The following is a 25,815-nucleotide window of genomic DNA, read 5'->3' as shown; positions in this document are numbered from 1 at the left end:
CGGCGCAACGCGATGCAAGCAGCTCACGCGGCGCAAGCGGGCCGCGCACCCCGCGTACCGGCACGCGCGCACGCACGCTGCACGAAGGGAGCACCGTGTCCAGGGACGCCCGGTGGACCGCACTGCTGGACCTGCTGGCCGACCGCGGCCGGCTGGAGGTGGAGGAGGCGGCCACGGAGCTGAACGTGTCCACCGCCACCATCCGCCGGGACCTCGACCAGCTCGCCGAGCAGCAGATGCTCACCCGTACCCGCGGCGGCGCGGTCGCGCACGGCGTCAGTTACGAACTCCCGCTGCGCTACCGGACCGCGCGGCACGCCTCGCAGAAGCAGCGCATCGCCAGGGCCGCCGCCGCGCTGGTGGCGGCCGGCGAGGTGGTCGGGCTGACCGGCGGCACCACCACCACCGAGGTGGCCCGGGCACTGGCGCTGCGCCCGGACATCGCCGCCGACCCCGCGCCCGGGAGCCTGCGCCAGCCGGCCCTGACCGTGGTCACCAACGCGCTGAACATCGCCACCGAGCTGGCGATCCGGCCGCAGATCAAGATCGTGGTGACCGGCGGAGTGGCGCGCCCGCAGTCGTACGAGCTGACCGGTCCGCTGGCCGGCGGGGTGCTGCGCGAGATCACTCTGGACATCGCCGTGCTCGGAATCGACGCGATCGACCCCGAACAGGGCGCGTACGCGCATCACGAGGACGAGGCGAGCATCAACCGGCTGCTGGCCGAGCGGGCCCGCCGGGTCGTGGTGGCCGCCGACTCCTCCAAGGTCGGCCGCCGCGCCTTCGCCCGGATCTGCGACATCGGCCTGGTGGACACCCTCGTCACCGACGAGGACATCGCTTCGGAAGCTGTCGCCCGGTTCTCCGATGCGGGTGTCACGGTGACTACGGTGTGACAACTCGTAAATTAAGTCCTCCGACGTTTCTCCCGCTTGTTACACGGCCCAACACCCCCGAGACCGGGTGAAATCACCACTCTCCGGGAACAATTGCCCATCGTGTCATCACACTTGACGTGACGTTTGTTTCAGCAGTTGAATCCAGGGCGTAGCCGGAACCCGTTCCGGCGGAGTGCTCAGCGCCGGGTGCGCGCCGTCCATGGGCGCACCCACCCCCCACCGCAAGCATCCCGGAGTTCGCCATGGGCCTGTCACGTCGCACTTTCCTCAGCACGGCCGCGGGCGGTACGGCGGCCGCCGGACTGGCCGCAATCGGCCTCGACGCCCGGACCGCCGCAGCATCCCCCGCCGTCGCCTCACCCGCGGCCAGCGCGCCCGGTGACGTCGTCGGCAAGATCACCGTCGGCTACCAGGGCTGGTTCGCCTGCGCCGGCGACGGTGCCCCCATCAACGGCTGGTGGCACTGGGCCCAGAACTGGGGCCAGGCACCCTCCCCGTCCAACAACGGCATCAAGGCCTGGCCGGACATGCGGGAGTACAGCAAGGGCTACCAGACCGGGTTCTCCAACCTCAACGGCGGCGGCCCGGCCACCCTCTACTCGTCGTACGACCAGCAGACGGTGGACACGCAGTTCCTGTGGATGAAGCAGAACAACATCGACACGGCGGCGCTCCAGCGGTTCAACCCGACCGGCGGCGAGGGCCCGACGCGCGATGCCATGGCGGGCAAGGTGCGCAGCGCCGCCGAAAAGCAGGGCGTGAAGTTCTACATCATGTACGACGTATCCGGCTGGACGTCGATGCAGTCCGACATCAAGGCGGACTGGACCAACAAGATGGCCACCCACACCGCGTCGTCCGCCTACGCCCGGCAGAACGGCAAGCCGGTGGTGTGCATCTGGGGCTTCGGCTTCAACGACAACAACCACCCCTTCACCGCGGACGCCTGCCTGGACGTCATCAACTGGTTCAAGGGCCAGGGCTGTTACGTCATCGGCGGCGTGCCCCGCGAATGGCGCACCGGCGGGTCCGGCACCCGTACCGGCTTCATTGACGTCTACCACGCGTTCAACATGCTCTCGCCGTGGATGGTCGGCGCGATCGGCAACGTCGGCGACTCCGACAACGCGTACAACACGTACACCGTCGGCGACGAGGCCGACTGCAGCTCCCACGGCGTCGACTACCAGCCGTGCGTGCTCCCCGGCGACGTCTCCGTACCCGGCCAGCGGGCGCACGGCGACTTCATGTGGCGGCAGTTCTACAACATGTGCCGGGCCGGGGTGCAGGGCATCTACATCTCGATGTTCGACGAGTACAACGAGGGCAATCAGATCGCCAAGACCGCCGAGAACGCCTCCCAGGTGCCGGCCGGTTCGGGCTTCCGGGCCCTCGACGAGGACGGTACGGCCTGCTCCTCGGACTACTACCTGCGGCTGACCGGCGACGGCGGCCGCATGCTCAAGGGCCAGATCGCGCTGACCGCCACACGGCCCACCCAGCCGGTCGTCGGCAGCAGCACCCCGCCGCCGAGCGGCACGGTGATCAGCCTGCGCGCCCGCGCCAACAGCCAGTACGTCACCGCCGACAACGCCGGTGCCTCCCCGCTCATCGCCAACCGCACCGCCATCGGCGGCTGGGAGCAGTTCGACCAGCTCGACGCGGGCGGCGGCAACATCGCGCTGCGCGCCCACGCCAACGGCCAGATCGTCTGCGCCGACAACGCCGGCGCCTCGCCGCTGATCGCGAACCGTACCGCCATCGGCCCGTGGGAGAGCTTCACGCTCGTCCACAACAGCAACGGCACGGTCAGCCTGCTCTCCCTGGCCAACAACCAGTACGTGACCGCGGACAACGCGGGCGCGTCCGCGCTGATCGCGAACCGCGCGACGATCGGCACGTGGGAGCAGTTCGACCTCATCACGGACTGAGCCGGCGGACCCGGCTGAGCCGCACCGCCGATCCGGTGCGCTGCTGAGCTGGCCGAACCGGCCGAAGTCGTCCGTGCCGGTGGGGAGTTACCTGGCGGCGCACCCCACCGGCACGGCGTCCGTCCCGCAGCACACCCGCGGGGCGTTGTACGCCCGCGCCGCCACGGAGAGCCTGTTCCGTCCGGCCGAGCCTGTGGCCGGGCCTTCCGCGTGACTTTCGGCGCGGCCTTCCGCGGGGGTCAGCGTGACGTCCCGCTCCTCGCCCGGCAGCAGCCACAGGTAGTTGTCGTCGGCGACCGCCGGACGCTCCTCGCCCGCTTCGTCCAGCAGGGCCAGCCGTACCATCGCGGCCGGTGACGTACCGGTGTTGCGTACGGTGGCGGTGATCGCGGGGCCCTGCGCCCGGGTGGCCCGTACCTCCAGCCGTACGAAGGGCAGGCCGTTGACGGAGCGCAGGTCCATCGGGGTACGGCAGCGCAGGTAGTCGTTGACCGAGCGCACCCGGCCGGTGGCGTCGGTCAGGGTGAGCCGCAGCAGATGGGCGGCCGGCAGTTCCCGGGCGAAGGTCACGGTCGTCACCTCGGTGATCGCCTGCCCGGCCAGGTCCAGGCGGGCGGTCACCTCGTCCGCCAGCGGCCGGCCGCCCAGCGCGTACAGCCGCGCGGTCACGGTCGCGCCCGGCACCGTGAACTCCGTGTCGTTGACCACCAGCACCTTCCCGTCGTGCTGACCGGCCTGGACGTGGAGGGGCTCGCTGCCTTTGCGGGCGCCGTAGTAGCCGCCTTCGAGGGGGAGGAGGCGGGGGGTGGGGTCGTCGGTGTGCGGACGCGGGTTGAGGCCGAGGTCGCGGCGGTGGCCGTACGGCCGGCCGGGGTGGTCGGCGCGCCAGGACTCGCAGGCCGCGCGCAGGCCGTCGTAGTCCACGAACTGGGCCTTGCGCCGGAAGTCCGCCGCCGAACTCGTCGCGCCGAGCCGGGTCTCGACCGCCGCCCGGTACGTGTCGGGGCGCGCCCGCAACGACACGACCAGCTCCTCCCCGGCTCCTCCCGGTTCGCCCGCGTTCGTCTCCGGCCCCGGCGGCAGCAGGGCTCCTCCGGAGTACGGGCCTCCGGAGTACGCGCGCGGGCCTCGTGGCGCTCCTGCTGGGTGGGCCGGGTTGTCGGGCATCGACGCAGCTCTCTTTCCGGGGGTTCGCGGGAGATCGGCTCTGCTTCTGACAACGTTGCCATAGTCTCTGACAACGTTGCCAAATCTTCCCGCCCACCGGCTCCCACTTCAAGACCGGCCCCGTGTTTTTCGGGCGGTTCCTCCGGGAGTGCGGGTCCCTCCGGGGGTGGGTGCGGTTGGGTTCGGGTCTTCCGAGGGTGCGGGTTCTTTCTTGGTGTGCGTGGCCCTCGGTGCGGGTTGGGGGTGGTGCGGCTCCTCCGGGTGGCGGTGCGTTGGGTGCGGGTCGGGGTGGTGCTGCTTGAGGGGTGTGCGTTGTGCGCGCTCCTCCGGGAGTGCGGGTCCCTCCGGGGGTGGGGGGCGCTGGGTTCAGGTCCTCCGAGGGCGCGGGTTCTTCCTCGGGAGGGCGGTGGCTTGGGGCGGAGGTCCGGGGCGCGGGTTCTTCCCCGGGGGACATCGGGTGCGGTTTCCCTGCGGGTGCGGCGCCTTGGGCCCGGGTTCTTCCAGGGGACGGCGGCTTTCGGTGCGGGTTTGTTCCGGAGGCGGCCTGGGCGCGGGCTTCTGTGAGGGAGCGTTGCATTCGGGTGCGGGCCCTTCCCGCGGGGTGCCTTGGGTGCGGGTTCCCCTGCGGGGGTGGTGCCCTGGGGCGGGGCTGTTCCTGGGGTGGTGGTTTCCGGTGCGGGTTCGTCCCGTGGCGACGGCGTGGGTGCGGGTTCCTGCGGGGGTGCGTTGTTCTCGGCGCTGCTCGGGGCAGGGACGGCTCGGAACCGTGGGTCACGCGGCACGTGCCGTCACCGTCCACCGGCCATCACACGGTCCTGCCTTGTCGTGATCGGCACTCGGCGCATCCCGGGTTGACTGCGCACTGCCCCGCCACCGAGCAGGCATCCTCGGGTCGGCGGCCGACCAGTCGCGCGCAGTCACCCGTGCTCAGCCGGGCCGAGCGGCACCCGGACGCTCCGATGGGCGCCGGTCACCACGCGACCCCCGAGCCGGTCCCGGCCGAGCTGCCGCTGCCGCCATCATTGGCCACCCCACGCAGGCGGAAGCACCAGAGGTCAGGTGTCGCACCGGCTTGGGCAGCCTCATCGGTGCCGGACCCGTACCGGCCTCGCCTGACCAGGGCGGGCCGGTACGGGGCATTGCGCTGCCCTTGCCCGGAGACGGCAGCCGTCGGGGTGCGTCAGTTCCGTACGCCTGTGGTGTCGATGTGCTTTCGTTCCAGGAACACCACGGGGCAGTTGAGGACTTCGGCGATCTTGGCGAGGTTGGGCGGGGTGGCGCTGCGTCAGCCGGATTCGATCTCGTTCATGAGCTGCTCGGAAATTCCTACCAGCCCGGCGAGGGCACGTTTGGTCAGGCCGGCCTTTTTCCGTGCGTAGGTGACCGCCTCCGGTTCGTGGTGCAACCTGCGGGGGCGCTGCCGCTTGCGGGAGACCTTGCCCTTTTCCGGGGTACTCACCGTGGCGCCCTCTCGTCATTTTCGGGCAGACATTCGGCCCAAACGAGTTTCCCGATGCCCTCCCGGCTGCTGACGCCCCATTGGCCGCCGGTCAGCACATGCACCAGGGTGAGGCCGCGTCCGGAATCCTCTTCCGGCGACGCCTCGCGGAGTTGCGGATTCCCCTCGCTGGCGTCGTGAACTTCGATCCGCACACCGTTCCTGCGGCGCTCGAACCGGGTTTCGATGTGGTGTCCTTCCGGGTCTACCGCGTGGCGCAAGGAGTTCGTAAGAAGTTCCGAGAGCACCAATACCGCGGAGTCGGACACGTCAACGGGCACCCGCCACTTGAGCAGGTGGAGCCTCAGCTCGTCCCTGGCCCTTCGGACGTTGTCCGGGTGCTGGGTCCATCGGCGGGCCACGATATGCGGCCCGGTGGGCGCTTTGGGCACGGGCAGCATCAGCGTCGCACCCCCGGTGATGGCACCGGGCCATGCCGCAACCGGGCTAACCCAGTCTTCTTGAGCAGCAGTCGGATGAAGCGGTCGTGCACTGTCGGTGCTCCTTCGCGGCGTTGGGCCACCCCCCCCGGGCCGGCCGGTCGGACGGTCGCCGGGGTCTCCTTGTTCGGGCCGAGCCCATGGTGGAAACTGGGCACGACAGAACGATGACGCCGGAATGACGCCTCGCGCGACGACATTGGGGGCGACATTGCGGCGTCGCGAAAGGCGTCATTCAGGTGTCATTGCTGGCGCCGGAAGGCTACGGTGAACGCATGACCGAACCCGCACCGAACAGCACGCTTCGCGCCGTCCGCATGGGCCTGCTCATGTCACAGGACGACTTCGCACGGGCCATCAGAGTGGCCGGCGAGCGCGCTGGAGTGCCCAATGACGCCAACAAGAGGCTCGTGCAGCGCTGGGAGAGCGGTACGACAGCGGCCCCGCGCCCGGTGTACGCCCGCGCCTTGGAAGCGGTGACGGGACTGCCCATAGAGTCACTGGGCTTCGGGGTGCCGGTTCCCGAGGCGCGCGTGTCCGGCGACGGGCACGGGGGACACGATCTCGAGCACGGACCCCAGGGCGTCGCTCCACCCGCGGGAACGAGGACGGCGCAGCCCGCAGCGCACGGCAACCACTCCGGTGTCTGGCTCAGCCGTTACGAGTACTTCTCGAGCGGCCGCGAGGACACCTTCACGCAGCTTCACTACGTCGTCGTTCTCCAGCACGGAAGCCGCCTGACGGTCCGCAGCCTTCCCGGCTCGGCCGATTCCCAGCTCACCATGGATCTGACGGTGGACGGCAATGTCATCACCGGGACCTGGGTGGAACAGACGGCCGAGGAAAGCTACTACCGGGGTGCCCGCTACCACGGCGCCATTCAGATGCTCGTCGAGCCGACGGGTCGCCGGATGGCCGGGAAGTGGATTGGTTTCGGGAAGGAGATGGACATCAACACCGGCCCTTGGGAGATCGTTTTCCAGGACGCCTCCACCAATAAGGCCACCCTCGCCAAGTACGGCAAACGACCGGAGTAGCCGGCCGATCCCGATTCCTCGCCGGCGTGCTGACCTGCCGCCGACGGTGCCCGATCGAGGTGACACAATGGGACGTATCCTCCGTGCTGGGAGTTGACCAAGAGATGCTGTGGCCGAAAGCGATCACGAGCCGTGTGAAGGCGGGTGGCGACCTGGAGATCGTGCACTCGTACCCGTACCGGTCGGCTTGCCCGTCGACTGCGTGGGGGGAGTCGATCGGCAAAGCTGACCACGAGATCTTCTTCGCCGGATACACGAATTACTTCGTGTGGCTGGACTAGCCTCAATTCGCGTCGACGCTGCGCCGAAAGCTCGATGCGGGATGCCATGTCCGCTTTTTGCTGGGAGACCCGGACGGCGAAGTGACGCGCCATCGTGAGCGTGTCGAGGATGTGGCGCTCAGCGTGTCCACCCGCATTCGGATCATCCTGGAACACCTGGCCAAAATCGGTCGGCACGAGGGGCTGGAAACTCGCTTCTCTGCGCCGGACGACGCGGCCAACCACGTGTCGCTGTCCGTGTTCAGGTTCGACCGCGAGGCGCTCGTCACCCCGCACCTCGCGCGCGTCGTGGGCCACGACTCGCCCCTGCTGCATCTGCGGAAGTCGGCGGAAGGCGGCATGTTCGACCGTTTCGCGGAGCATGCCGAGGAACTGTGGTCGAGGGGCCTTCCGATAGGCGCGTCAGTGGCCGAGCAGGATGCGCCTTACGGTGGCGCACGCGATGGGCAAGCGCACCCTTGACCGCTTACTCAGGCCCCGGCTCGGGACCCCGATCGAGTGCGGCCACGAGGTCTTCGAGGGTTGCGACGAACTCCCTGGTCGGGAGGGTCGCCAGGAAGACCTCGCCCGCGTCCTCGGGGTGCTTGGCCAAGTGTGCGTCGCGCCAGAACTGAAGGGTGATCGCCAGATGATCCCCGTCGCGGAAGAGGTGTGCCGTCACGTTGTCGGTCGTGGGGCCCCAGTCAAGGACCCGGAACCGGCTCCGGAACTCGAACTCGGCCTCGGTTTCGTCGTCCGTTCCGGCCCGGAGCATGAGACGGCGGTGCGTGGCCTGCGGGGACAAGCCGGGGAAGGGCGGCGCGGAGGCCTGGCCGGACCGCAGCCAGGCGGCCGTATCCCGTACGTCACGGCGGAACTGCGGGCCGAAGGCCATGTTGTCGTCGCAGGTCAGCCACTTCCCCGCCGCCCACAGGTCCACCCGGCACAGCGCCTGGTCCCACTCCCCGACCTCGGCGGCGAACCTCTGCTTGTCTCCCAGGAGTACGGCCACGCCCGGACCTTCGCAGACTGGGGCGTCATCCGCAAACGCCTGGCTCAGACAAAGGTCATCATGTCCTTCAGCAGGCGGATGAGCTTCGCCTTGCGGGACGCCGTCTGTTTCCAGTGCTTCTCGGTTCGAACGCTGGCGGCCGTGATTCCTACGTGTCCGGCCGGGTTCTTGGCCAATGTCAGGTGGTCACAGGAAACCAGCGCGCCGATGCGGAGGACGGAGACGCCGAGTTGCCGCGCCGCTTCGGACTCGGACATCCAGGCGGCGTCACTCACATCGAGAACATCACTATGCCGCCGTGAGGGGTTTCCCCTCTTTTCCCCATCCAAGGCGAGCGTCCCTTCTCAGCTGTCCCACGCGACGCGCACCGGCAGACGTGAAGCGGCGGCGAGGGCAGGATTGGAACCTGCGTCCACCCGGGATTCGAGCCGGGCGCTCCTCCGCAGAGCTCACTCGTCGCCGCTGCGATCATTGCCTGGGGTGCCGAGCGGGTCAACCGGTTACGGGTTCGGTCCTTGCGCTCGTTGCCGTCAGGTCATCCCCACTCTTGAGCGGCAGCGCGTTTATTGAGGCCGGCGAGGAAAGTGACGGTCTCGGCTATGTTGGCGGGAAGGGTGCCCGGGTCCCGGGTGTTCGAGGGGGAGAGGCGGCAGCGTGACAACTGACGACCACGCCGGCTTCGACCCGGCCGCCGTGCTGGAACAGATCGATGCCGCCACAGAGCACCTGCTGTGGACCGCGTCCCGGTTCACCGACAGCGACGTACGCGCGCCGTCGCTTCTGCCGAACTGGTCGCGCGGCCACGTCCTGACCCACGTGGCCCGCAACGCCGACGGTGGCCGTCGACTGCTCCTCTGGGCCCGCACCGGCGTGGAGACAGCGGAGTATCCGAGCCTGGCCGCGCGGGACGAGGAGATCGAGAACGGGGCCGGCCGCAGCGCCGACGCACTCGTGGCCGATCTGCGGGAGAGCGCTGCCGAGTTCGCCGCGGAGTACCGGCGCATGACGACCGCGGCGTGGGACCGGACGGTTCGCTGGACTCGGGGTCAGGAGCGTCCCGCGGCACGGGCGGCCGATTCCAGGCTGACCGAAGTGCTCGTCCACCACGTCGACTTGGACGCCGGCTACACCCCCGCGCAGTGGCCGCCCCACTTCGTTCACGACATGCTCGGCCGGGTCGTCGCGTCGTTCGGCGCACGTGACGACGCCCCTCCCATGCGGTTGCACGCCACCGACACCGATACCCGGTACGACATCGGCGGTACGCCGCCGGTGCCGGAGATCCACGGCGCGGAAAGCTCGCTCCTGAGCTGGCTGATGGGACGCTCCCCGGGCAACGACCTCACGACGGAGGACCACGCGGAGCTCCCCGAGCCACCCGTCCTCTACTGATCACGACGACTCCCACCCGGGCGCCCCGCCGGGCAGGGGCCGCGTGGCCGCCGCGTGATCAGTTGCGGTACGCGGCTGTCGCGAGCCGGACGAAGGAGCGGATCAGCGGATTCGTGTCGCCCTCCCGCCACGCCGCCACCACGCGGCTCGGCGGCATGTCGGTCAGGGGCACGACGGCGAGCCCGTCGCCCGGCCGGTGGTCCGCGAGCGTCATGCCGACCGTGCCGTTCCAGAGGACGGCCTGCCGGCATTCCTGGACGGCGCGCACGACCGGGCCCTCGCGGGGCTCGCCGCCGTTCCAGTACGACTGCCAGTGCGGGTCGGTGCCCTCCGGGAACCGGAACCAGCGGCGGTCGGCCAGGTCGGCAAGCCGCAGGTCAGAGCGGTGGGTCAGCGGATCGTCGGCGCGCAGCAGCGCTCCCACCGGGTCGGCGCGCAGCTCCTGCACGGTCAGGCCCGCGGTGTCGAACGGTCCGCGGGTCAGGGCGACGTCGACCAGCCCGGCCCGCAGGCCGCAGGTGGGATCGGTCAGGTCGGTCTCGCGGATGCGGACCTCGACGTGCGGGTGCCGCCGGCGGTAGGCGCGGGCCAGCCGGGTCGCGCCCGGGTCGGTGCTGTCGCCCAGGAAGCCGACGGTGACGGTCGCGGTGCCGGCCTCCGCCGCCACCCGTACGCGGGCCCGGTCGGCCTGGTCGAGCAGGGCGCGCGCCTCCTCCAGCAGTACGGCGCCCACCGGGGTGAGCGCGACACCGGCGGGGGAGCGGTCGAACAACGCGGCCCCGAGTTCGGCCTCCAGATTCCTGATCGCCCGGCTCAGCGGCGGCTGGCTCATGTGCAGCCGGACGGCGGCCCGGCCGAAGTGGAGTTCCTCGGCGACCGCCACGAAATAGCGCAGCGTACGTAGCTCCATGCTGCGACGATACCCGTACGGTATCGGCGTCGCGGAACGGGTCTTGGACAGCCGCGGGGCCCCGGCCGTGGAATCGACCCATGACCGATGAACCGCACGTCAGCGAATCGCCGAGGGCCGACCCCGCCGTATCCGTGGTCGGCCCGGGCGACGGCGAGACGATTCTCCTGGGCACCACGACATTGCGTGTCCTCGAGGACGGCAGCCACACCGGGCACCGCCTCGGCCTGATCGAGTCCGTCCTCGCGCCGCACACGCCCGGACCGCCGCAGCACCGCCACGCCCAGCACGACGAGGGTTTCTACATCGTCGCCGGCACGGTGCGGTTCACCGTCGGCCACCAGGACTACGACGCCCCGGCCGGCACCCTCGTGATGGTCCCGCCCGGAGCCCCGCACACCTTCGCCAACCCGACCGACCAACCGGCCGTCATGCTCAGCACGTTCACCCCGGACCGGTACGTGCAGTACTTCCGCGATCTTCAGGACATGATCGCCGGCGGCCAGGAACTGACGCCCCAGGCCACCATCCGGGCGATGCGCAATTACGCCACCGAGCCCGCCGCCGACTTCGCCCGAGGGCCGGAACAGCGCACCAGCCCCGAGCGCACGTCGTGAACGTCGCCTATTGGCTCCTCGCCGGCCTGCTCGCCCTCTTCTACCTCTACGGCGGTGCGCTGAAAGTCACCCGCAGCCGCGACCGACTCCGCCCGATGATGGCCTGGGTGGACACCACGCCCCTGCCCGCTGTCCGGGCCATCGGCGTCATCGAAGTCCTCGGCGCGACCGGCCTGATCCTCCCGCCCCTGACCGGCGTCACCCCCTGGCTGGCCCCCGTCGCGGCCACCGGCTTCGTGCTCCTGCAACTGGGCGCCATCCGGGTCCACTTGGCCCTCGGAGACCGCCAGGTCGCCCTCAACCTCACGCTCCTCCTCGCCGCGGCCGTGACCGTGTGGCTCGCGACGACCTGGCTGTGAGTCCGGTGGGGGCTGCGCGCTTGCGCGGCGGTCATCAGAAGAAGCCGAAGAAGCGGTCCCACCAACTGTGCCGCGTGCGGTGGTCGGGCAGCCGGCTCGGCCCGTCGTAGTCGCTTTCCAGCAGTTCCTCGGGAACGACCACGTACCCGAAGTCGGCGAGCGCCCGGTCGACCCTGGCGAGATCGGCGGCGTCCAGTTCGCCCTCGGCCTGGGCCTCCGCAGTACCGAGAAACGCTCCCGGATTGTCGGCGCACACCAGCGCGAGCGACCCGAACTTGCTGATGCAAACCACGATCCGGGTGCCGCACACGGTTGCTTCCCCGGGTACGGTGACGCGCCCGTACTCGCTGGAGTCCTGCGTGTCCTGCTCGGTCTCGCACCGAACCCCGAAGTCGCCCCCGAGCCGCACCGCCAGCCTGCCGAACAGAGCGCCGGTCGCGACGCGATCGTATCCCCGCGGCCACTCCAGCCACTCCGGATCGTCGAGCCCCCGCATCAACGCCAACAATTCCGCGTCCGTCCGTGCCACCCGCACATCCTGACACCCGTTCACCGCCCACGGCATGGCACGGGCGGGCTCAGCCCACGGAATCGGGCGCCCTCCTCCGGGAGCGGAAAGCGGCCACGTTGGCGCGGTTGCCGCAGGTTTCGTAGGAGTGCCAGCGCTGGTTGCGGCTGCGGGTGGGGTCGTAGAAGACGCCGTGACAGGTCTCGCCGGCGCAGATGCGGAGGCGGGGCCACAGGCCGTCGGTGATCAGGCCGCCGACGGTGAGGAGGATGGCGCCGAGGACCGGGTCGCCGTCCAGTGGGTGGAGCTGTACGCGGCCGGGGGCCGAGAAGTCCTGGCGCAGGGTCACGGTTGCGGCGTGCTGGTTCAGGGCTGCCCATGCCTGCTCGGAGGGGGCCGAGACGAGGTCCATCAGGGTCGAGCGCACGGCGCGGACGGCGGCGATGCGCTCGGGTGAGGGCGGGACGCAGTCGGGGTGGCCGAAGGGGCGCAGGACGGCGGCGGACTTCTCGGGGTCGGCGAGGGTATCGGGGAACTGCGGGGTGGCGTGCGGGCGGGTGTTGAGCAGGGCCACGATCGCCGCGGCCGCAGCCGGGATCCGGGGCGCGGAGTCCTGCGCCCCGGGGTCCTGTGCGTCACGTCGGGCCATGGCTGCAGCGTAATCGACAGGGGCTTCAAAAAGAAGGCACTTACGCGATGGGGTGGTCGCGTGCTACACCTGTAAGCGCCGAAGGGCGATAGTCCATTACCTCCTTCCACTGCCTACTGACGTGCCCATATGCAAGGAGCCCCCCATGAGACAGCTCACCCTCACTGCTGTCGGCCAGGACCTCGGCGAGTCCGTCGAGCTCGTGGACCGGCCCGACCCGGTGCTCGCCGGTGACGACCTGCTCGTCGCCGTGGAGGCCGCCCCGATCAACAACGCCGACATGCTCTTCGCGGCTGGCTGGTTCGCGGTCCAGCCGAGCGTGCCGAGCGAACTCGGCGCCGAAGGCGTCGGCCGGGTGGTCCAGGTCGGCCCGGCGGCCGACCCGGAACTCGTCGGCCGGCGGGTCCTGATCCTGCCGACCTTCGAGCACGGCACCTGGACCGACCACGCCGTCGTACCCGCCCGCAGCGTGATCCCGGTGTCCGACCGGGGCGACGCCCTGCAACTCGCCATGCTGCCGGTCAACCCGGCGACCGCATACGCCCTGCTGAACGACTTCGTTTCCCTCAAGCCCGGCGACTGGATCGGGCTGAACCTCGCCAACTCCGCGGTCGGCCAGTACGTCATCACGCTCGCCGGACTGGCCGGCGTGAAGACCCTCGCCGTGGTCCGCCGGGAGGAAGCGGCCGAGCAGGTACGCCAGTTGGGCGCCGATCTGGTCCTGGTCGAGGGCGAGAACCTCGGCGACCGGGTCAAGCAGGCTCTCGGCGGGAACCAACTGCGCCTGCTGCTGGACGGCACCGGTGACTCCTCCCAGGTCAGCGAGCTGGTGGGCGCCGTCGAGGCGGGCGGAAGCGTGGTGGTCTTCGCGGCCGTCTCCGGCCAGTCGCCCGCCCTGCCGCTGCCGGACCTCATCTACCGCGGCATCTCGCTGCGTTCCTTCTTCGTCCTGAACTGGATCCGGGCCGCCTCCCGCCAGCGCCTGGAGAAGGTCTACGCCGAACTCGCCGAGCTGGCCGAAAAGGGCACCATCAGCGCGGCGGTGGAGGCCACGTACCCCCTGGAGGAGTTCCGGACCGCCCTGGAACACGCCGGCCGCACCGGACGTACCGGAAAGATCCTCTTCACCCCCGGCCGGCCGACCGCTTGAGCCCGCACGCCCCCTGACGCCTTCACCGACCCCGAGAAAGGCCCGTACCACCATGCGTCCAGGCAAGATCGCGCTGCTCGCGATCACCGCGTCCGCCCTGCTGCTGGGCACGCAGTCGCTGCCCGCCTCCGCCAAAACCGCAGCCGGCGCCCCCGCCGCGACCTCCCCGCAGGCCGAGCACGCCTCACGCCCCGCCGCCGACCCGACCGCCGTCAACGAAGCCCTCGTCGTGTACATGTTTGAGCAGTTGCTGTACGCGAACAACTCCTCGGTCATCGACAAGTACGTCAGCCCCACCTACGTCCAGCACAACCCGACGCTGGGCGACGGCCCCGAAGGCCTGCGGGCCTACATCGACTGGCGGCGCGCCCAGGACCCCCAGCCCCGCAACCTGCTCTGGCGCGTCGTCGCCCAGGGCGACCTCGTCAGCATCATGAACGACTACCAGCAGGCCCCCGGACGCTCGTACGCGGACATCGTCGACACCTTCCGGGTCGAGAACGGCAAGCTCGCCGAGCACTGGGACGTCATCCAGACGGTGCCGAGCAGCACGGCCAGCGGGCACGACCTCTACTCGACGCTGAGCGCCCCGAGCGGCGACATGCCCGATCCCACCGCCTCGACCGGGCGCACCGAACAGGTCGTCGAGAAGTACTTCGACGGGCTCCACGAGCGGCACGACCCGTCCGTGATCAACCGGTACGTGGCCGGCGGCCTGATCCAGCACGACCCCGGGCTCACCGACGGGTCCGCCGTGGTGCGCAGCGCCTACGACGCCGAGCGGGCCGCCCACCCCCGGGCCCGGGTGTCGAGCCGGATGTGGATCGCACAGGGCGACTACGTCACCGTGCGCTACCACTATCAGGCGACCCCCGCGGACCGCGGCCAGGCCGTGGCGGAAACGTTCCGGGTCCGGGACGGAAAGATCGTCGAGCACTGGGACGTCGTGCAGGACGTCCCCGCCACGGCGGCCAACCCCAACACGATGTTCTGACGACGCCTCGCGGCCGGCGAGGACGCCCTCGTCGGCCGCGAAGCGTTCGAGCGGCACCCGGACTTCGGAGCGGAAGTAGGTGTTTGCCCACCCCCGAAGTAGGTTCCGGTCCATGGTGCCCGCGGGGCCCCGCGCAGCAGCATGAGCCGCGGGCCGCGATGTGCGGCCCGGAGGGCGAGACGCTGAGATGGGGGGCGGGCCATGTGGCCGTTTCCGGTGCACCGGGGGACCTGGCTGCTGGGGGCGATCGTGGCGCTGACCGCGGTGTGTGCGGTGCTGGCGTTCAGCGCGGAGCGAGTGCACCACCGGCGGGCGGTGCAAAAGCGGCGTACTCCGTGGTGGATCGGCTGGCCTGTCCTGGCCGGGCTGGCGGGGGCCGCGGCGTACGGCAGCGTGTCCGTCCTGCTGGTGGCCGTCCACCAGAGCGGGGCCTCGTCCGGCTACGTGCTCGACGTGCCGGACCTGCCGCCCGACGGGGTGCTGCCGACGGCACTGCTGCTGGCGGGTCTGCTGGGCACCGTGCCGCTGCCGCCGGTGCCCGCGCACCGGCGATGGGTGCTGCCCGCCGTGGCGGTGGTGACCGCTGACCTGCTGATCTGGCTGAACTGGGCCACACATGTGCCGACCCGGCCGGTGCCGGTGGATCTGGTCCAAGGAGGCGCGGGCGCCGCGCTGCTCGCCGCCGTCGCCGGCAGCGTCCTGGGCCGGGTGGCCACCGGTGGACAGGCGCGAGGCGGCGCGACCGAAGTGGTACGGGGCGCGCGGTGGGCCCTGCTGCTGCCCGCGGTCGTGGTGATGGTCGGCGCCCATCTCGACCTCGGTCTGTGGACGCCCCCGTTGCACAACAGGACGGCCGTGGTGGCGACCGCGGCGTACCTGGTCGGGCTGGTGGTGCTGGCGGCGATCGTGGCCGGGCTGGCCCGGTGGCCGCGAGTGGCGGCCGACCTGGCGGCGCTGGGACTGGTGGGGGTCGGGGCGTACGACGTCGCCCAGGGCGGCTTCGGGCAGTCCCTGGTGCTGGTGCGCACGCTCGGCTCCCCGCGCGGGCCGACGCCGTCCTTCCCCATCGACATGGCGCACCACATGGCGGTGCTCGGCGGGATCTACGGCACGCTGCTGCTGGCCATGGGGCTGTGGCTGCTGCCGCTGACCGTACTGCCGGACGCCAGGCGGCTGTTGGGGCGCGCCCCGGATCCGGCGCTGACCCGGCGGGTGCGGGTGCTGACCGAGACGCGGGCCGAGGCGGTCAGCTCCGCGGCGGCGGAACTGCGCAGGATCGAATGCGATCTGCACGACGGCGCGCAGGGGCGGCTGGTCGCGATCGGGATGAATCTGCGGGCCGCCGAGGAACTGATCCTGGAGCGCCCGCACGAGGCCGCCACGCTGGTGACCGAGGCCCGCGTCGCCTCCGCGGCCGTACTGGAGGAACTGCGCGCCCTGGTCCGGGGGATCTACCCGCCGGTGCTGGCCGACCGCGGCCTGGCAGAAGCGGTCCGGGCGCTGGCCCTGGACCTGCCGCTGCCCTGCGACGTCGACATCGAGCTGACCGGGCGGCTCGACGCCCCGCTGGAGTCGGCCTGCTACTTCGCCGTCGCCGAGGTGGCGACCAACGCCGTCCGGCACGCCTCGGCCCACCGCCTCGGGATCCGGCTGGCCCGGACGCCGGGCCTGCTGCGGATCGAGGTGACCGACGACGGGGTGGGCGGCGCGGATCCGGCCGGCGGCAGCGGACTGGCCGGGGTGGAGCGGCGGCTGGCCGCCTTCGACGGCGTCCTGGCGGTCAGCAGCCCGCCCGGGGGCCCGACGATCGTGGTCATGGAGGTGCCGTGCGCGTAGTCGTCGCCGAGGATCTGTTCCTGCTCCGGGAGGGGCTGGTCCGGCTGCTCAAGGCACGCGGGTTCGAGATCGCGGCGGCCACCGACAGCGCGCCGGGCCTGCTCGGCGCGCTGCTGGAGTTCCGGCCGGACCTCGCGATCGTCGACATCAGGCTGCCGCCCACCCACACCGACGACGGGCTGCGCGCGGCCCTGACCGCCCGGGAACGCCTCCCCGGGCTGCCGATCCTGCTGCTCTCGCAGTACGTCGAGCGCATCTACGCCGAGGAGTTGCTCGCCGACCGGGCGGGCGGGGTCGGCTACCTCCTCAAGGACCGGGTGTTCAGCGACGACCAGTTCGTCGACGCGATCCGTACGGTCGCCGCCGGCGGTACGGTCATGGATCCCAGCGTGGTCACCAAGCTGCTCGACCGCCGCGGCCGCGACGCGCGCGAACCCCTCGCCCGGCTCACCGAGCGCGAGCGCCAAGTGCTGGAACTCATGGCGGAGGGCCGGTCCAACAGCGCTGTCGCGCACCGCCTGTTCATCAGCGAGAAGGCCGTCTCCAAGCACAGCACCAGCATCTTCGCCAAGCTGGGCCTCGCCCCCTCCGACGACGACAACCGCCGCGTGCTGGCCGTGCTGGCCTACCTCATGTCCGTCCCGCGCGACGGCCGCGCGGGGTGAGCGGGCGCGGGGCGACGACTCAGGTGACGCCGAGAGCGCAATCGAGCCGGCCGCGGCGAGTGGGACCCTAGCGTGGCCGCATGGAGACGCTGGAGCTGCTGCCGGAACTGCACATGCTGCGGTTCGCGATGGGACACGTGTACGTGTGGGGTGACGCGGACGGCGTGACGCTGGTCGACAGCGGGGTGGTGGGAGCCGCCGGGGAGATCGCGCGGGCGCTGGGCGAGCTGGGGTACGGCACCGGGGACGTACGGCGGCTCGTGCTGACCCACGGGCACCCGGATCACGCGGGCTCGGCCGCGCAGGTCGCGGGGTGGGGTGAGGTGGAGGTGGTGGCGCACCGGGCGGAGGCGCCGGTCGTCCGGGGCGAAGCGACGGCCGCCGCACCGGACTTCGCGGGCGCGCCGCAGTGGGAGCGGGACCTGTACGCGAGCCTGACGATGCCGCCCGCGGCCCCGCCGGCGCGGGTGGACCGGGAAGTCGAGGACGGGGACGTGATCGGGTTCGGCGGCGGGGCCCGGGTGCTGGCCGTGCCCGGGCACACCGGCGGAAGCATCGCCCTCCATCTGCCCGGGCCCGGCGTGCTGTTCACCGGGGACGCCGTGGCCGGCGTCGAAGGGCGGCCCGTACTCGGCGTGTTCAACCAGGACCGGGCCCTGGCCATGGCCTCCCTGCGCCGGATGGCCGAACTCCCCGTGGACATCGCCTGTTTCGGGCACGGCGAGCCGGTGGCCGGCGGGGCCGGGGCGGCACTGCGGACCGCCGTCGCGGCGGCCGGGTGACCGTGTCCGGGCCGGCGGCCTCGTCCCTGGCGGGCATTTGCGCGCCGGGGTCCGCCGCGTCGTGGAACGCTCAAGCGGCCGGGTGACCGTATCCCGGTCGGCGACCGCGTCCAGCGGGCGTGTGCCTGGCCACCGGGCCGGGCACCGGGCCTCCACCGTACCGATCGAGCCCTCAAGTGCATTGACGCAGCCGCGTCCGGGGCCGGCCCGGCGGCCTCCTCCCGGCCGGAAACCACCGGTCAGGCGGTGCTCGGCACCCGCTCGGAGGCGGCCGGCCGTACCGCCGTGGTCGAGCGGCCCACGCGATGGATCGGCCCGTCCGTCCCGGCCAGCGGCAGCCCGCTGGCGCCGTGGCGGTGGGCCACGATCTCCGCGGCGATCGACAACGCGGTCTCCTCCGGGGTGCGGCCACCGAGGTCCAGGCCGATCGGGGAATGCAGCCGGCCCAGTTCGGCATCGGTGACCCCCGCCTCCCGGAGCAGCGCGAGCCGTTCCTCGTGGGACCTGCGCGAGCCCAGGGCGCCGACGAACGCGAGGGGGAGCCGCAGCGCCCGCTGGAGGAGGGGGAGTTCGAACTTCCGGTCGTGGGTGAGCACGCAGACCGCGGTGCGCGGGTCCAACTCCTGTGTGTCCAGGTAGCGGTGCGGCCAGTCGACGACGACCTCGGCGGCCTCGGGGAACCGGGCGCGGGTGGCGAAGACCGGACGCGCGTCGCACACGGTCACCCGGTAGCCGAGGTACGCGCCCACCCGTACCACGGCCGCCGCCAGGTCGGTGGCTCCGAACACCAGCAGCCGCGGCGGCGGCGTACTCGCCTCGACCAGCAACGTCACGGGCTCGCAGGGGCCCTCCCGCCACGCACCAACCTCCAGGGTGCCCGTCGAGCCGTTCGCCAGGAACGCCTGCGCGCCGGACCGCAGCGTCGCCGCCAGCGCCGGATCGCTCACGCCGGCCGTCCAGGTGCCGTCGGCGCGTATCATCACCGCTTCGCCGAGCAGGCTGTCCGGGCCGGCGACGACCCTGGCCAGCGCCACCCCGTCCGGGGAAGCCGCACCGGCCAGTGCCTGCCCCAGCTCGGGCCGCCGCCCCGGCAGCACCGGCTGGACGAAGACGTCGATCTGTCCGCCGCAGGTCAGGCCGACCGCGAAGGCGTCCTGGTCCGAATAGCCGAACCTCTCGGCGAAGCAGCGGCCGCTCTCCAGGGCCTCCTGGCACAGCTCGAACACGGCGGACTCCACGCAGCCCCCGGAAACACTGCCGAGCACCGTGCCGTCGGCGTCGACCGCCATCGCCGCGCCCGGCTGGCGCGGCGCGCTGCCCTGGACGGCGACCACCGTCGCCACGGCGAAGGCACGCCCCTGCGCGTACCAGGAGGACAGGGGCTCGGCCAGGTCCAGCATGCTCGTTCCGCCCTTCGGAAGGCCTTCCGGGAGCGCCGAACCGCACGACGCCCCTGCGGAGTTCGGGAAATCGGCCGGTCCGGCACTGAACACTCGTTGCCTCCGGCACGTATGGTTCCGCGACCGGACTTCGTGCGGGATCACTTCAGCACGAAGGGCCGCAAATAGCAACAAATATGCACGAAGAGGACCACGCTCCGATGCAAGGGGATGATGGCAATGCCCACTCGGGCTGTACGTCTGAACGGCAGCGAAGTGACGGCCGACTACGAGTCGGCCGGGACCGGGACTTCGCAGGCCTCCGAGCCGCTGCTGTACTGGCTCAGGGACCGCCTTGACCAGCACGGACCGCGCTTCGGGTGCGGCATCGCGCAGTGCGGCGCCTGCACGGTGCTCCTCGACGGAGCGGCCACCAGGTCCTGTGTGCGCCAGATGCACACGGTCGCCGACGAGGCGGACATCCGCACCCTTGACGGCCTGGCCGCACCGGGCGGCGAACCCCACCCGCTCCAGCGGGCGTTCACCGCCCTGCAGGCGGCCCAGTGCGGATTCTGCGCGAACGGGCTGATCATGGGCTCGCTGGCCTGGCTGGAGAGCCGTATCGCCGCGGGCAACAACGCGGTGCCGACGGAGCAGGAGATCAAGGACTTCCTGTCCGGCGCGTCACCGGACAACACCCGCAACTACCTGTGCCGTTGCGGCACCCACACCCGTATCGTCGCCGCTGTCGGCGCCGCCGCCAAGGAGATGATCGGATGACCACCGTCGCATCGCCCTCCAGGCGGCAGTTCCTCGCCGGCGCCGGCGCCATCGCGGTCGGCTTCTCCCTGCTCGGCACGGGCGTCGCCGCCGCGGACAGCGCTGCCGCGGGCAGCGAAGGCGAAGGCGGCGAGGTCCGGGTCGACGATCCCGCCGGCGCCCCCACGCAGTCCTGGCTCGTGCTGACCGAGGACGCGATCACCGTCTTCAGCGGCAAGGTGGAACTCGGCACCGGCGTGCAGACCTCCCTCACCCAGATCGTCGTCGAGGAACTGCGGCTCGGCGTCGGCGATGTGCGCTACGTCCAGGGCGACACGCTGCTCAACGTCGACCAGGGCCTCACCGCCGGATCCAAGAGCGTCCAGGTCGGCGGCGTCCAGCTGCGCCAGGCCGCGGCCACCGCCTTCGCCGAACTCAGCCGCCGCGCCGCCAAGGCGCTCGGTGTCGACCCGTCCAAACTCCGCGCGGCGGACGGACGGTTCACCGCGCGGGGCCGAACGGTCGGCTACGCGGAACTCCTGCGGACCGGCACCACCGTGCTGCCGCTGGACACGACGGCCCCGGTGCGTGACCCCCGTGACTACGTCGTGGTCGGCACCAGCCAGCCCCGGGTCGACCTGCCGGGCAAGTTCGACGCCACCTTCCGCTTCCTGCACGACATCGTGCCCGCGGGCACCCTGCACGGCCGGGTCGTCCGGCCGCCCGGCCGCAACGCGCGCAACCCCGTGATCGGCAACCTCGATCGCGCCAAGGCCATCGACGGCGTCGTGGCCGTCGTACAGCAGGAACGTTTCATCGGTGTCGTCGCCACCAGCCAGTGGGCCGCCGCCCGCGCCGCGTCGCCCACCACCGGGATCACCGTCATCTGGGACCAGGGGCCGGCGCTGATCCAGCAGGCGGACCTGCCCACCGCGCTGCGCGATCCGGCCAACCACTACGCCACGGTGGTCGAGAAGGACGACGGCGTCGCCCCGGTGCTCGCGGCCTCCGACCACGTGCTCACCGCCCAGTACTTCACCCCCTTCCAGATGCACGGCACCATGGGCGCGTCCACCGCGGTGGCCGACGTCCGCCCGGCCCCGGACCCCGACACCGGCATTCAGGCCACCGTCTGGTCGGGCACCCAGGGCGTCACCGCGCTGCGCGGCGCCATCGCCGGCCTGCTGGGCCTGAGCCCGGCCGCGGTCCGCGTCATCTACGAGGAGGCGTCCGGCTGTTACGGCCACGACGGCGTCGACGACTGCGCGGCCGACGCGGCGCTGCTCTCCCAGGCCGTGGGCGCCCCGGTCCGCGTGCAGTGGCTCCGCGCGGACGAGCACGGCTGGGAGCCCTACGGCGGCGCGCAGGCCCACGACATGACGGCCGCCCTCGGCCCCAAGGGCATCACCGCCTGGTCGCACGTGATCTACGCGCCCACCGCCAACAGCCGTCCGTCCGCGAAGAACCCGGGCACCCTGCTGGCCGGCGCCCTCAAGGGACTGCTGCCGGACCCGCTGCCCGCCACGTCCGTCGACAGCTCCGGCCGCAACGCACCCGTGACGTACGGCTTCCCGCAGCGCGTCGAGGCCCACCTCATCAAGAGCTTCGAGACCACCGGCCCGGCCTCGGCCGCGCCCTCGGCCCCGCTCACCTACCGCATCCCGCGCACCACGGCCATGCGTTCCCTCGGCGGCTTCTCCAACAGCTTCGCCAACGAGTCGTTCTTCGACGAACTCGCCCACGCCGCCGGCCGCGACCCGCTGGCGCTGCGCATCGCGTCCCTGCCGGACCCGCGCGCCGTCGCCGTCTGCAAGGCCCTGCGGGACACCTGGGAGAACCGGCCGACCGGCGGCAACGGAGTGGGCGCGGGCGTCGCCTTCCAGCAGTACGAGGTCGTCAACGCGTACGTGGCGACGTACGTCGAACTCCACGTCGACGGCGCGACCGGGCAGATCCACGTCGACCGGGTGGTCGTCGCCCACGACTGCGGACTCGTCATCAACCCCAATGGTCTGCGCAACCAGATCGAGGGCAACGTCGTCCAGGGCATCAGCCGCGCCCTCAAGGAGGAGGTGCACTACGCCGGTGACGCCGTCACGTCGCTGAGCTGGTCGTCGGCCACCCCCGGCGCGCAGTACGACGTGATCCGCTTCAACGAGGTCCCGCAGATCAGGACCATCCTGATCGACCGCCCCGACCAGCCTCCGCTGGGCGCGGGCGAACCCGCGATCGGCACCATGCCCGGCGCCATCGGCAACGCGGTCTTCGCCGCCACCGGCATCAGGTTCCGCACCCTTCCGCTCACCCCGGACCGGGTCCTCGCGGCGCTGAACGGCTGAGGCACCGCCCCGGGCGGGCTGCCGCGGCAGCCCGCCCACCGGCGCGGGACCGCTCAGCCGAACAGCGGGAAGCGGGCGGCGTCCTGACCGAGCACCCGCAGCTCGGCCTCGGTGAGGGGGACCCGGCCCGTGCCGGCGCGGGCCCAGTGGGCGTCGTCCCAGGAGAGCGGCGGATGGTGGCCGAGGAGGCCGTCGAGGACGGCGCGCACGCGGGACAGGCCGGCCGGGGCGGGCGGGGCCGCGGCCGGGAGGTGGGCGATCAGGTCCAGATGGTGGACGGTCGCCTCCACCGTCAGGGTGTCCATCAGGTCGCCGCAGGTCAGGACGTGGCCCTGCGTGGCCACCAGGTCCTCCGGGCGGGCCCGGCCCGCGGCGACCACGGCAGCGGCGGCCGTCTCCAGGTACAGGCCGCGCAGCTGCTCGAAGTCCAGGAACATCGACGCGCTCACCCGGGCGAAGCGCCGCCCGTTCGCGGCCCCCGCCGTGCCGGGCCGCGCGTCGGCCCAGTACGTGACCGCGTCCCGGTCGGCCGCCGCGGCCCCGGCCGGAGTGTGCAGGGCCACCAGGCCGCGCTGCGCGTCCATGGCGCAGTGGAACACCAGGTCCCGTACCGCCCACCCGGTGCACCCGCTCGGCGCCCACGACTCGTCCTCGCCGAGCCCGGCCACCACCGCGGAGAACGCCTCGTACGCCGCGCGCAGGGCCGCCGCCGCATCGGGTGAAGCCGCCGTATCGGCCGGACCGGCCACCGCCATCAGCCCCTTCCACGTACCGCACGTCGTACGGGCGAAGGAGCGTACGGCGCCGGTGGCGCGGTACGCACCGGATTTACGGGTACGACGGCGGGGCGGGTGCGGCGGAATCCGCGTCGGACAGGTCCAGGTCGAGGCGGACCGCGCGGGGCGCGAAGCCCTGGCGGCGGTAGAAGCGCAGGCCGTCCTCGTTGGCGGTGTACGCGTTCACCTCCGCGCGGACCGCGCCCTTGGCCCGGGCCCAGGAGAAGAACTCCGCGGTGAGCCGGGCGCCCGTGCCCGCGCCCCGGTGCTCGGGGGCGACGTACAGCGCGCGCAGCACCGCGCTGCGGATGGGCAGCACCCCGACCGGTTCGCTGAGGGCGCCGATCGCGTACCCGGCCACCGCGTCGGCCTGCGCCTGCCCGCCCTCGGCCGGCAAACGGCCCGTACCCTGCGCCCCGCCCGCGCGGACCGCCACCAGCAGCAGGCACGCGGGGTCCTCGAGGGTGGCGGCGAAGGCGGCCCGCCCCTCCCGCAGCACCCAGCCCGGGTCCACCCGCGGATCGCGTGCGGCCGCGTCCTCGGTCAGCAGGTCCGCGCCGCACCGCACGATCCCGGGGATGTCGTCCGCCACGGCGGTCCGGACACGCAGCACGGGGGAAGGGGGTGCACCAGCCATGCACCGAGGCTATCCGGGTCCCCCGGCCCCGCCCCGGCCGACGCGCGGACCCCGGCCCCGGGCCCCTCCGTACGTACGCCCCCCACCGCCGCTCAGCCCGCCGTCCCCGCCGCTCGCTCCACGGCCGAAAGACCCGAAAGACCCGAACCCCCGTCCGTCCGCGCCTCGATCGCCCGCAGCACCGCCACCATGTCCTCCCCCTCGTGCCCCAGCCGCACGGTCTCGGCGAACAGGGCGTGGCAGGCGTCCAGGAGCGGTGAGGCGAGGCCGCCGGCCCGCGCGGCGTCGGCGATGAGGCGGTTGTTCTTCAGGACGTCGAGGGCCGCGGCCTGGGCGGTGAAGTCGCGTTCCCGCAGCTTGGGCGCCTTGACCCGGGTGGTCGCGCTGGCCAGCGGCCCGGCGTCCAGGACGGCGAGGAAGCGCTCGGTGTCCAGGCCGTGCCGGTCGGCGAAGTGGAAGGCCTCGGCCAGCCCGGTCACGCTGGTGATCAGGTAGAGGTTGACCGCGAGCTTCATCAGCAGCGCCGCCGGGGCCGCGTCCCCGCACGGGAAGACCGCGGCGCACACCGGCTTCAGCAGCCGCCCCACCGCCTCGACCGCGTCGGCCGGCCCGGCGAGCATGCCGACGAGTTGCCCGTCCTCGGCGGGCCTGCGGGAGCCGGAGACGGGCGCCTCGACGTAAATGCCGCCCGCCGCCCGCACGTCGGCCTCCAGCGCGCGGGAGTACGCGGGGGCGGTCGTGCCCATGTGCACCACCGTGTGCCCGGCCGCGTACCCGGTGAAGGCGGGCGTGCCGCGGCCGAGGACGGCGTCGGTCGCGGCCTCGTCGGCGAGCATCAGCACCACCGTGCCGGCTCGTTCGAAGACCTCGGCCGGGGAGGCGGCCACCCGGGCGCCGGCCGCGCGCAGCGGTTCGGTCCGGGCGGCGGTCCGGTTCCACACGGTCAGCGGGGTGCCCGCGCGGGCCAGGTTGAGGGCCATGGGCCGGCCCATGATGCCCAGGCCCAGGAATCCGACGTCCAGCACGCGGCACCGCCTCCTTCGCCACCGGCGGACCCAGGACCGCCGGCGCCTTGCCGTTCCATGACGGTCGTCATAATACTGGCCCTATGACACTGGTCATAGGAGACGGCGAGGCCATCGGCACCGCGGACTGGCGGATCGAGTGCGCCGGCCCGCAGGACCGCGACGCCCTGGCCGCGCTGTTCGCCCGCTGCTCCGCGCAGAGCGTGCGCCAGCGGTTCTTCGGCCGCCTCGGAGCGCTGCCGCTGCCGTATCTCGACGGAGCGCTCGCCGGACCGCCCGAACTCCACGACGCCGTGGTCGGGTACGGCGGCGACCGCACCTGCCTGGCCGGGCTGGCCAGCCTGGTCGCGGAGGACCCGGCGGGCACGAGCGCGGAGCTGGGCGTACTCGTCGCCGACGCGTGCCAGCGGCGCGGGCTCGGCGGCGCGATGATGGGCGTACTGCTGGCCCGCGCCCGCCTGCGCGGGGTCACGCGGGTGACGGCGTGCGTGCTGCCGTACCGCGCGCCCCTGCTGGCGGCGCTCGGCCGGCGCCCGGAACTGTCCCTGGTGGACGGCGGCGTGACCCGCGACGCCCGCACGGGCGTCTACGAGCTGCGCTGAACGCGGCGGCGCGGGCGGGGGAGACGGGACGATCGGCGGGAACGGGAGGACGGGTCCCATGGCGGGTTCGGACGAGGGCACGGATGCGGGTGCGGCGGAGGGTACGCGCGTGGGTACGGGGGCGGGTACGCACGCGGGTGCGGCGGCGGGTACGCGCGTGGGTACGGCGGAAGGCGCGCGCCCACGGACGTA

28 protein-coding genes and 1 tRNA gene are annotated in these 25,815 nt (G+C 72.2%); 16 read left to right on the top strand and 13 right to left on the bottom strand.

The window, feature by feature from the left end:
• Nucleotides 1-95: 95 nt before the first annotated feature.
• Together ITX44_RS25925 and ITX44_RS25920 are read left to right on the top strand one after the other, a co-directional pair.
• A complete protein-coding gene (locus ITX44_RS25925) occupies nucleotides 96-896 on the top strand; it encodes a DeoR/GlpR family DNA-binding transcription regulator (protein WP_205359802.1) in 801 nt (266 codons plus the stop codon).
• Between the two features lie 245 nt (nucleotides 897-1,141).
• Nucleotides 1,142-2,830 (top strand): xylosidase, encoded by a 1,689-nt coding sequence (locus ITX44_RS25920; RefSeq protein ID WP_236061621.1) that lies wholly within the window; start codon nucleotides 1,142-1,144, stop codon nucleotides 2,828-2,830.
• Between the two features lie 87 nt (nucleotides 2,831-2,917).
• Here the strand turns inward: ITX44_RS25920 and ITX44_RS25915 are convergent, their stop codons facing one another.
• The 3 genes from ITX44_RS25915 to ITX44_RS25905 form a co-directional block, all read right to left on the bottom strand.
• Nucleotides 2,918-3,853 (bottom strand): glycoside hydrolase family 2 protein, encoded by a 936-nt coding sequence (locus ITX44_RS25915; protein WP_205359801.1) that lies wholly within the window; start codon nucleotides 3,851-3,853, stop codon nucleotides 2,918-2,920.
• A 1,429-nt stretch (nucleotides 3,854-5,282) separates the two neighbouring features.
• On the bottom strand, nucleotides 5,283-5,456 hold the full coding sequence (locus ITX44_RS41460; RefSeq protein ID WP_236061618.1) for a helix-turn-helix domain-containing protein: 174 nt from the start codon (nucleotides 5,454-5,456) through the stop codon (nucleotides 5,283-5,285).
• Nucleotides 5,453-5,896, bottom strand: coding sequence for an ATP-binding protein (locus ITX44_RS25905; RefSeq protein WP_205359800.1), 444 nt, complete (start codon nucleotides 5,894-5,896; stop codon nucleotides 5,453-5,455). The genes ITX44_RS41460 and ITX44_RS25905 overlap by 4 nt, the downstream gene beginning before the upstream one ends.
• 314 nt (nucleotides 5,897-6,210) lie before the next feature.
• Here ITX44_RS25905 and ITX44_RS25900 point away from each other — a divergent pair, with 314 nt between their 5' ends.
• The 3 genes from ITX44_RS25900 to ITX44_RS42770 all read left to right on the top strand — a co-directional run bounded on the left by ITX44_RS25900 (nucleotide 6,211) and on the right by ITX44_RS42770 (nucleotide 7,715).
• Nucleotides 6,211-6,972 carry a helix-turn-helix domain-containing protein gene (locus ITX44_RS25900; RefSeq protein WP_205359799.1) on the top strand — a complete coding sequence of 254 codons (762 nt, stop codon included), beginning with the start codon at nucleotides 6,211-6,213 and terminating at the stop codon, nucleotides 6,970-6,972.
• Between the two features lie 104 nt (nucleotides 6,973-7,076).
• Nucleotides 7,077-7,253 carry a hypothetical protein gene (locus ITX44_RS42775; RefSeq protein WP_307795485.1) on the top strand — a complete coding sequence of 59 codons (177 nt, stop codon included), beginning with the start codon at nucleotides 7,077-7,079 and terminating at the stop codon, nucleotides 7,251-7,253.
• Nucleotides 7,254-7,376: 123 nt separating this feature from the next.
• Nucleotides 7,377-7,715 (top strand): hypothetical protein, encoded by a 339-nt coding sequence (locus tag ITX44_RS42770; RefSeq protein ID WP_307795484.1) that lies wholly within the window; start codon nucleotides 7,377-7,379, stop codon nucleotides 7,713-7,715.
• Between the two features lie 4 nt (nucleotides 7,716-7,719).
• Here ITX44_RS42770 and ITX44_RS25890 read toward each other — a convergent pair whose 3' ends face one another.
• The 3 genes from ITX44_RS25890 to ITX44_RS25880 all read right to left on the bottom strand — a co-directional run bounded on the left by ITX44_RS25890 (nucleotide 7,720) and on the right by ITX44_RS25880 (nucleotide 8,707).
• Nucleotides 7,720-8,244 (bottom strand): hypothetical protein, encoded by a 525-nt coding sequence (locus ITX44_RS25890; protein WP_205359798.1) that lies wholly within the window; start codon nucleotides 8,242-8,244, stop codon nucleotides 7,720-7,722.
• Nucleotides 8,245-8,288: 44 nt separating this feature from the next.
• The gene (locus ITX44_RS25885; RefSeq protein ID WP_205359797.1) at nucleotides 8,289-8,519 is read right to left on the bottom strand and encodes a DNA-binding protein; all 231 of its coding nucleotides are present in this window, start codon (nucleotides 8,517-8,519) and stop codon (nucleotides 8,289-8,291) included.
• 108 nt (nucleotides 8,520-8,627) lie between these two features.
• Nucleotides 8,628-8,707, bottom strand: a tRNA-Ser gene (locus ITX44_RS25880).
• Nucleotides 8,708-8,898: 191 nt separating this feature from the next.
• Here ITX44_RS25880 and ITX44_RS25875 point away from each other — a divergent pair.
• Entirely contained in the window at nucleotides 8,899-9,636 is a 738-nt protein-coding gene (locus ITX44_RS25875; protein ID WP_205359796.1) for a maleylpyruvate isomerase family mycothiol-dependent enzyme, read from the top strand.
• A 58-nt stretch (nucleotides 9,637-9,694) separates the two neighbouring features.
• Here ITX44_RS25875 and ITX44_RS25870 read toward each other — a convergent pair whose 3' ends face one another.
• Complete coding sequence (locus tag ITX44_RS25870; RefSeq protein WP_205359795.1) at nucleotides 9,695-10,546, bottom strand: LysR family transcriptional regulator; 852 nt, start codon at nucleotides 10,544-10,546, stop codon at nucleotides 9,695-9,697.
• An 80-nt stretch (nucleotides 10,547-10,626) separates the two neighbouring features.
• On the opposite strand from ITX44_RS25870, the gene ITX44_RS25865 reads away from it, so the two are divergent.
• The gene (locus ITX44_RS25865) at nucleotides 10,627-11,163 is read left to right on the top strand and encodes a cupin domain-containing protein (protein WP_205359794.1); all 537 of its coding nucleotides are present in this window, start codon (nucleotides 10,627-10,629) and stop codon (nucleotides 11,161-11,163) included.
• Entirely contained in the window at nucleotides 11,160-11,522 is a 363-nt protein-coding gene (locus ITX44_RS25860; protein WP_205359793.1) for a DoxX family protein, read from the top strand. Before ITX44_RS25865 ends, ITX44_RS25860 begins: the two co-directional genes overlap by 4 nt.
• 34 nt (nucleotides 11,523-11,556) lie before the next feature.
• Here ITX44_RS25860 and ITX44_RS25855 read toward each other — a convergent pair whose 3' ends face one another.
• Nucleotides 11,557-12,051 carry a hypothetical protein gene (locus ITX44_RS25855; RefSeq protein ID WP_205359792.1) on the bottom strand — a complete coding sequence of 165 codons (495 nt, stop codon included), beginning with the start codon at nucleotides 12,049-12,051 and terminating at the stop codon, nucleotides 11,557-11,559.
• Nucleotides 12,052-12,100: 49 nt separating this feature from the next.
• Complete coding sequence (locus tag ITX44_RS25850) at nucleotides 12,101-12,679, bottom strand: CGNR zinc finger domain-containing protein (protein WP_205359791.1); 579 nt, start codon at nucleotides 12,677-12,679, stop codon at nucleotides 12,101-12,103.
• A 145-nt stretch (nucleotides 12,680-12,824) separates the two neighbouring features.
• Between ITX44_RS25850 and ITX44_RS25845 the strand changes: the two genes are divergently transcribed.
• From ITX44_RS25845 to ITX44_RS25825, 5 genes are all read left to right on the top strand, one after another.
• Entirely contained in the window at nucleotides 12,825-13,829 is a 1,005-nt protein-coding gene (locus ITX44_RS25845) for a zinc-dependent alcohol dehydrogenase family protein (RefSeq protein ID WP_205359790.1), read from the top strand.
• 52 nt (nucleotides 13,830-13,881) lie between these two features.
• Nucleotides 13,882-14,823, top strand: a complete 942-nt coding sequence (locus ITX44_RS25840) for a nuclear transport factor 2 family protein (RefSeq protein WP_205359789.1) — start codon at nucleotides 13,882-13,884, stop codon at nucleotides 14,821-14,823.
• Nucleotides 14,824-15,024: 201 nt separating this feature from the next.
• Nucleotides 15,025-16,659 carry a sensor histidine kinase gene (locus ITX44_RS41455; protein WP_236061615.1) on the top strand — a complete coding sequence of 545 codons (1,635 nt, stop codon included), beginning with the start codon at nucleotides 15,025-15,027 and terminating at the stop codon, nucleotides 16,657-16,659.
• Nucleotides 16,650-17,324, top strand: coding sequence for a LuxR C-terminal-related transcriptional regulator (locus ITX44_RS25830; protein ID WP_205359788.1), 675 nt, complete (start codon nucleotides 16,650-16,652; stop codon nucleotides 17,322-17,324). Before ITX44_RS41455 ends, ITX44_RS25830 begins: the two co-directional genes overlap by 10 nt.
• Nucleotides 17,325-17,404: 80 nt before the next feature.
• Complete coding sequence (locus ITX44_RS25825; protein ID WP_205359787.1) at nucleotides 17,405-18,106, top strand: MBL fold metallo-hydrolase; 702 nt, start codon at nucleotides 17,405-17,407, stop codon at nucleotides 18,104-18,106.
• A gap of 239 nt (nucleotides 18,107-18,345) precedes the next feature.
• On the opposite strand, the gene ITX44_RS25820 is transcribed toward ITX44_RS25825, so the two are convergent.
• On the bottom strand, nucleotides 18,346-19,506 hold the full coding sequence (locus ITX44_RS25820; RefSeq protein ID WP_205359786.1) for an XdhC family protein: 1,161 nt from the start codon (nucleotides 19,504-19,506) through the stop codon (nucleotides 18,346-18,348).
• Between the two features lie 219 nt (nucleotides 19,507-19,725).
• Between ITX44_RS25820 and ITX44_RS25815 the strand changes: the two genes are divergently transcribed.
• Nucleotides 19,726-20,265 (top strand): (2Fe-2S)-binding protein, encoded by a 540-nt coding sequence (locus tag ITX44_RS25815; RefSeq protein WP_205359785.1) that lies wholly within the window; start codon nucleotides 19,726-19,728, stop codon nucleotides 20,263-20,265.
• Nucleotides 20,262-22,583: a xanthine dehydrogenase family protein molybdopterin-binding subunit gene (locus ITX44_RS25810; protein ID WP_205359784.1), complete on the top strand. Its 2,322-nt coding sequence runs from the start codon at nucleotides 20,262-20,264 to the stop codon at nucleotides 22,581-22,583. The genes ITX44_RS25815 and ITX44_RS25810 overlap by 4 nt, the downstream gene beginning before the upstream one ends.
• A gap of 53 nt (nucleotides 22,584-22,636) precedes the next feature.
• Here the strand turns inward: ITX44_RS25810 and ITX44_RS25805 are convergent, their stop codons facing one another.
• From ITX44_RS25805 to ITX44_RS25795, 3 genes are all read right to left on the bottom strand, one after another.
• Nucleotides 22,637-23,338, bottom strand: coding sequence for a maleylpyruvate isomerase N-terminal domain-containing protein (locus ITX44_RS25805; protein ID WP_205359783.1), 702 nt, complete (start codon nucleotides 23,336-23,338; stop codon nucleotides 22,637-22,639).
• Nucleotides 23,339-23,411: 73 nt separating this feature from the next.
• Entirely contained in the window at nucleotides 23,412-23,996 is a 585-nt protein-coding gene (locus tag ITX44_RS25800; protein ID WP_205359782.1) for a GNAT family N-acetyltransferase, read from the bottom strand.
• Between the two features lie 92 nt (nucleotides 23,997-24,088).
• On the bottom strand, nucleotides 24,089-25,018 hold the full coding sequence (locus ITX44_RS25795; protein ID WP_205359945.1) for an NAD(P)-dependent oxidoreductase: 930 nt from the start codon (nucleotides 25,016-25,018) through the stop codon (nucleotides 24,089-24,091).
• An 86-nt stretch (nucleotides 25,019-25,104) separates the two neighbouring features.
• On the opposite strand from ITX44_RS25795, the gene ITX44_RS25790 reads away from it, so the two are divergent.
• A complete protein-coding gene (locus ITX44_RS25790) occupies nucleotides 25,105-25,623 on the top strand; it encodes a GNAT family N-acetyltransferase (RefSeq protein WP_205359781.1) in 519 nt (172 codons plus the stop codon).
• Nucleotides 25,624-25,815 lie beyond the last annotated feature (192 nt).

It is taken from the genome of Actinacidiphila acididurans (assembly GCF_016918855.1).
Taxonomy (GTDB): Bacteria; Actinomycetota; Actinomycetes; order Streptomycetales; family Streptomycetaceae; genus Actinacidiphila; species Actinacidiphila acididurans.
The sequence above is the reverse complement of the archived record's forward strand: the minus strand, read 5'-3'. Positions and strand labels throughout refer to the sequence as shown.

What these genes read in the sequence shown, in the direction of transcription:
- ITX44_RS25800 (WP_205359782.1), bottom strand. Translation starts at nt 23,996, where the DNA reads ATGGCTGGTGCACCCCCTTCCCCCGTGCTGCGTGTCCGGACCGCCGTG.
- ITX44_RS25840 (WP_205359789.1), top strand. Translation starts at nt 13,882, where the DNA reads ATGCGTCCAGGCAAGATCGCGCTGCTCGCGATCACCGCGTCCGCCCTG.
- ITX44_RS25810 (WP_205359784.1), top strand. Translation starts at nt 20,262, where the DNA reads ATGACCACCGTCGCATCGCCCTCCAGGCGGCAGTTCCTCGCCGGCGCC.
- ITX44_RS42775 (WP_307795485.1), top strand. Translation starts at nt 7,077, where the DNA reads ATGCTGTGGCCGAAAGCGATCACGAGCCGTGTGAAGGCGGGTGGCGAC.
- ITX44_RS25845 (WP_205359790.1), top strand. Translation starts at nt 12,825, where the DNA reads ATGAGACAGCTCACCCTCACTGCTGTCGGCCAGGACCTCGGCGAGTCC.
- ITX44_RS25870 (WP_205359795.1), bottom strand. Translation starts at nt 10,546, where the DNA reads ATGGAGCTACGTACGCTGCGCTATTTCGTGGCGGTCGCCGAGGAACTC.
- ITX44_RS25815 (WP_205359785.1), top strand. Translation starts at nt 19,726, where the DNA reads ATGCCCACTCGGGCTGTACGTCTGAACGGCAGCGAAGTGACGGCCGAC.
- ITX44_RS25920 (WP_236061621.1), top strand. Translation starts at nt 1,142, where the DNA reads ATGGGCCTGTCACGTCGCACTTTCCTCAGCACGGCCGCGGGCGGTACG.
- ITX44_RS25805 (WP_205359783.1), bottom strand. Translation starts at nt 23,338, where the DNA reads ATGGCGGTGGCCGGTCCGGCCGATACGGCGGCTTCACCCGATGCGGCG.
- ITX44_RS25900 (WP_205359799.1), top strand. Translation starts at nt 6,211, where the DNA reads ATGACCGAACCCGCACCGAACAGCACGCTTCGCGCCGTCCGCATGGGC.
- ITX44_RS25850 (WP_205359791.1), bottom strand. Translation starts at nt 12,679, where the DNA reads ATGGCCCGACGTGACGCACAGGACCCCGGGGCGCAGGACTCCGCGCCC.
- ITX44_RS25905 (WP_205359800.1), bottom strand. Translation starts at nt 5,896, where the DNA reads ATGCTGCCCGTGCCCAAAGCGCCCACCGGGCCGCATATCGTGGCCCGC.
- ITX44_RS25825 (WP_205359787.1), top strand. Translation starts at nt 17,405, where the DNA reads ATGGAGACGCTGGAGCTGCTGCCGGAACTGCACATGCTGCGGTTCGCG.
- ITX44_RS41455 (WP_236061615.1), top strand. Translation starts at nt 15,025, where the DNA reads ATGTGGCCGTTTCCGGTGCACCGGGGGACCTGGCTGCTGGGGGCGATC.
- ITX44_RS25790 (WP_205359781.1), top strand. Translation starts at nt 25,105, where the DNA reads ATGACACTGGTCATAGGAGACGGCGAGGCCATCGGCACCGCGGACTGG.
- ITX44_RS25865 (WP_205359794.1), top strand. Translation starts at nt 10,627, where the DNA reads ATGACCGATGAACCGCACGTCAGCGAATCGCCGAGGGCCGACCCCGCC.
- ITX44_RS25820 (WP_205359786.1), bottom strand. Translation starts at nt 19,506, where the DNA reads ATGCTGGACCTGGCCGAGCCCCTGTCCTCCTGGTACGCGCAGGGGCGT.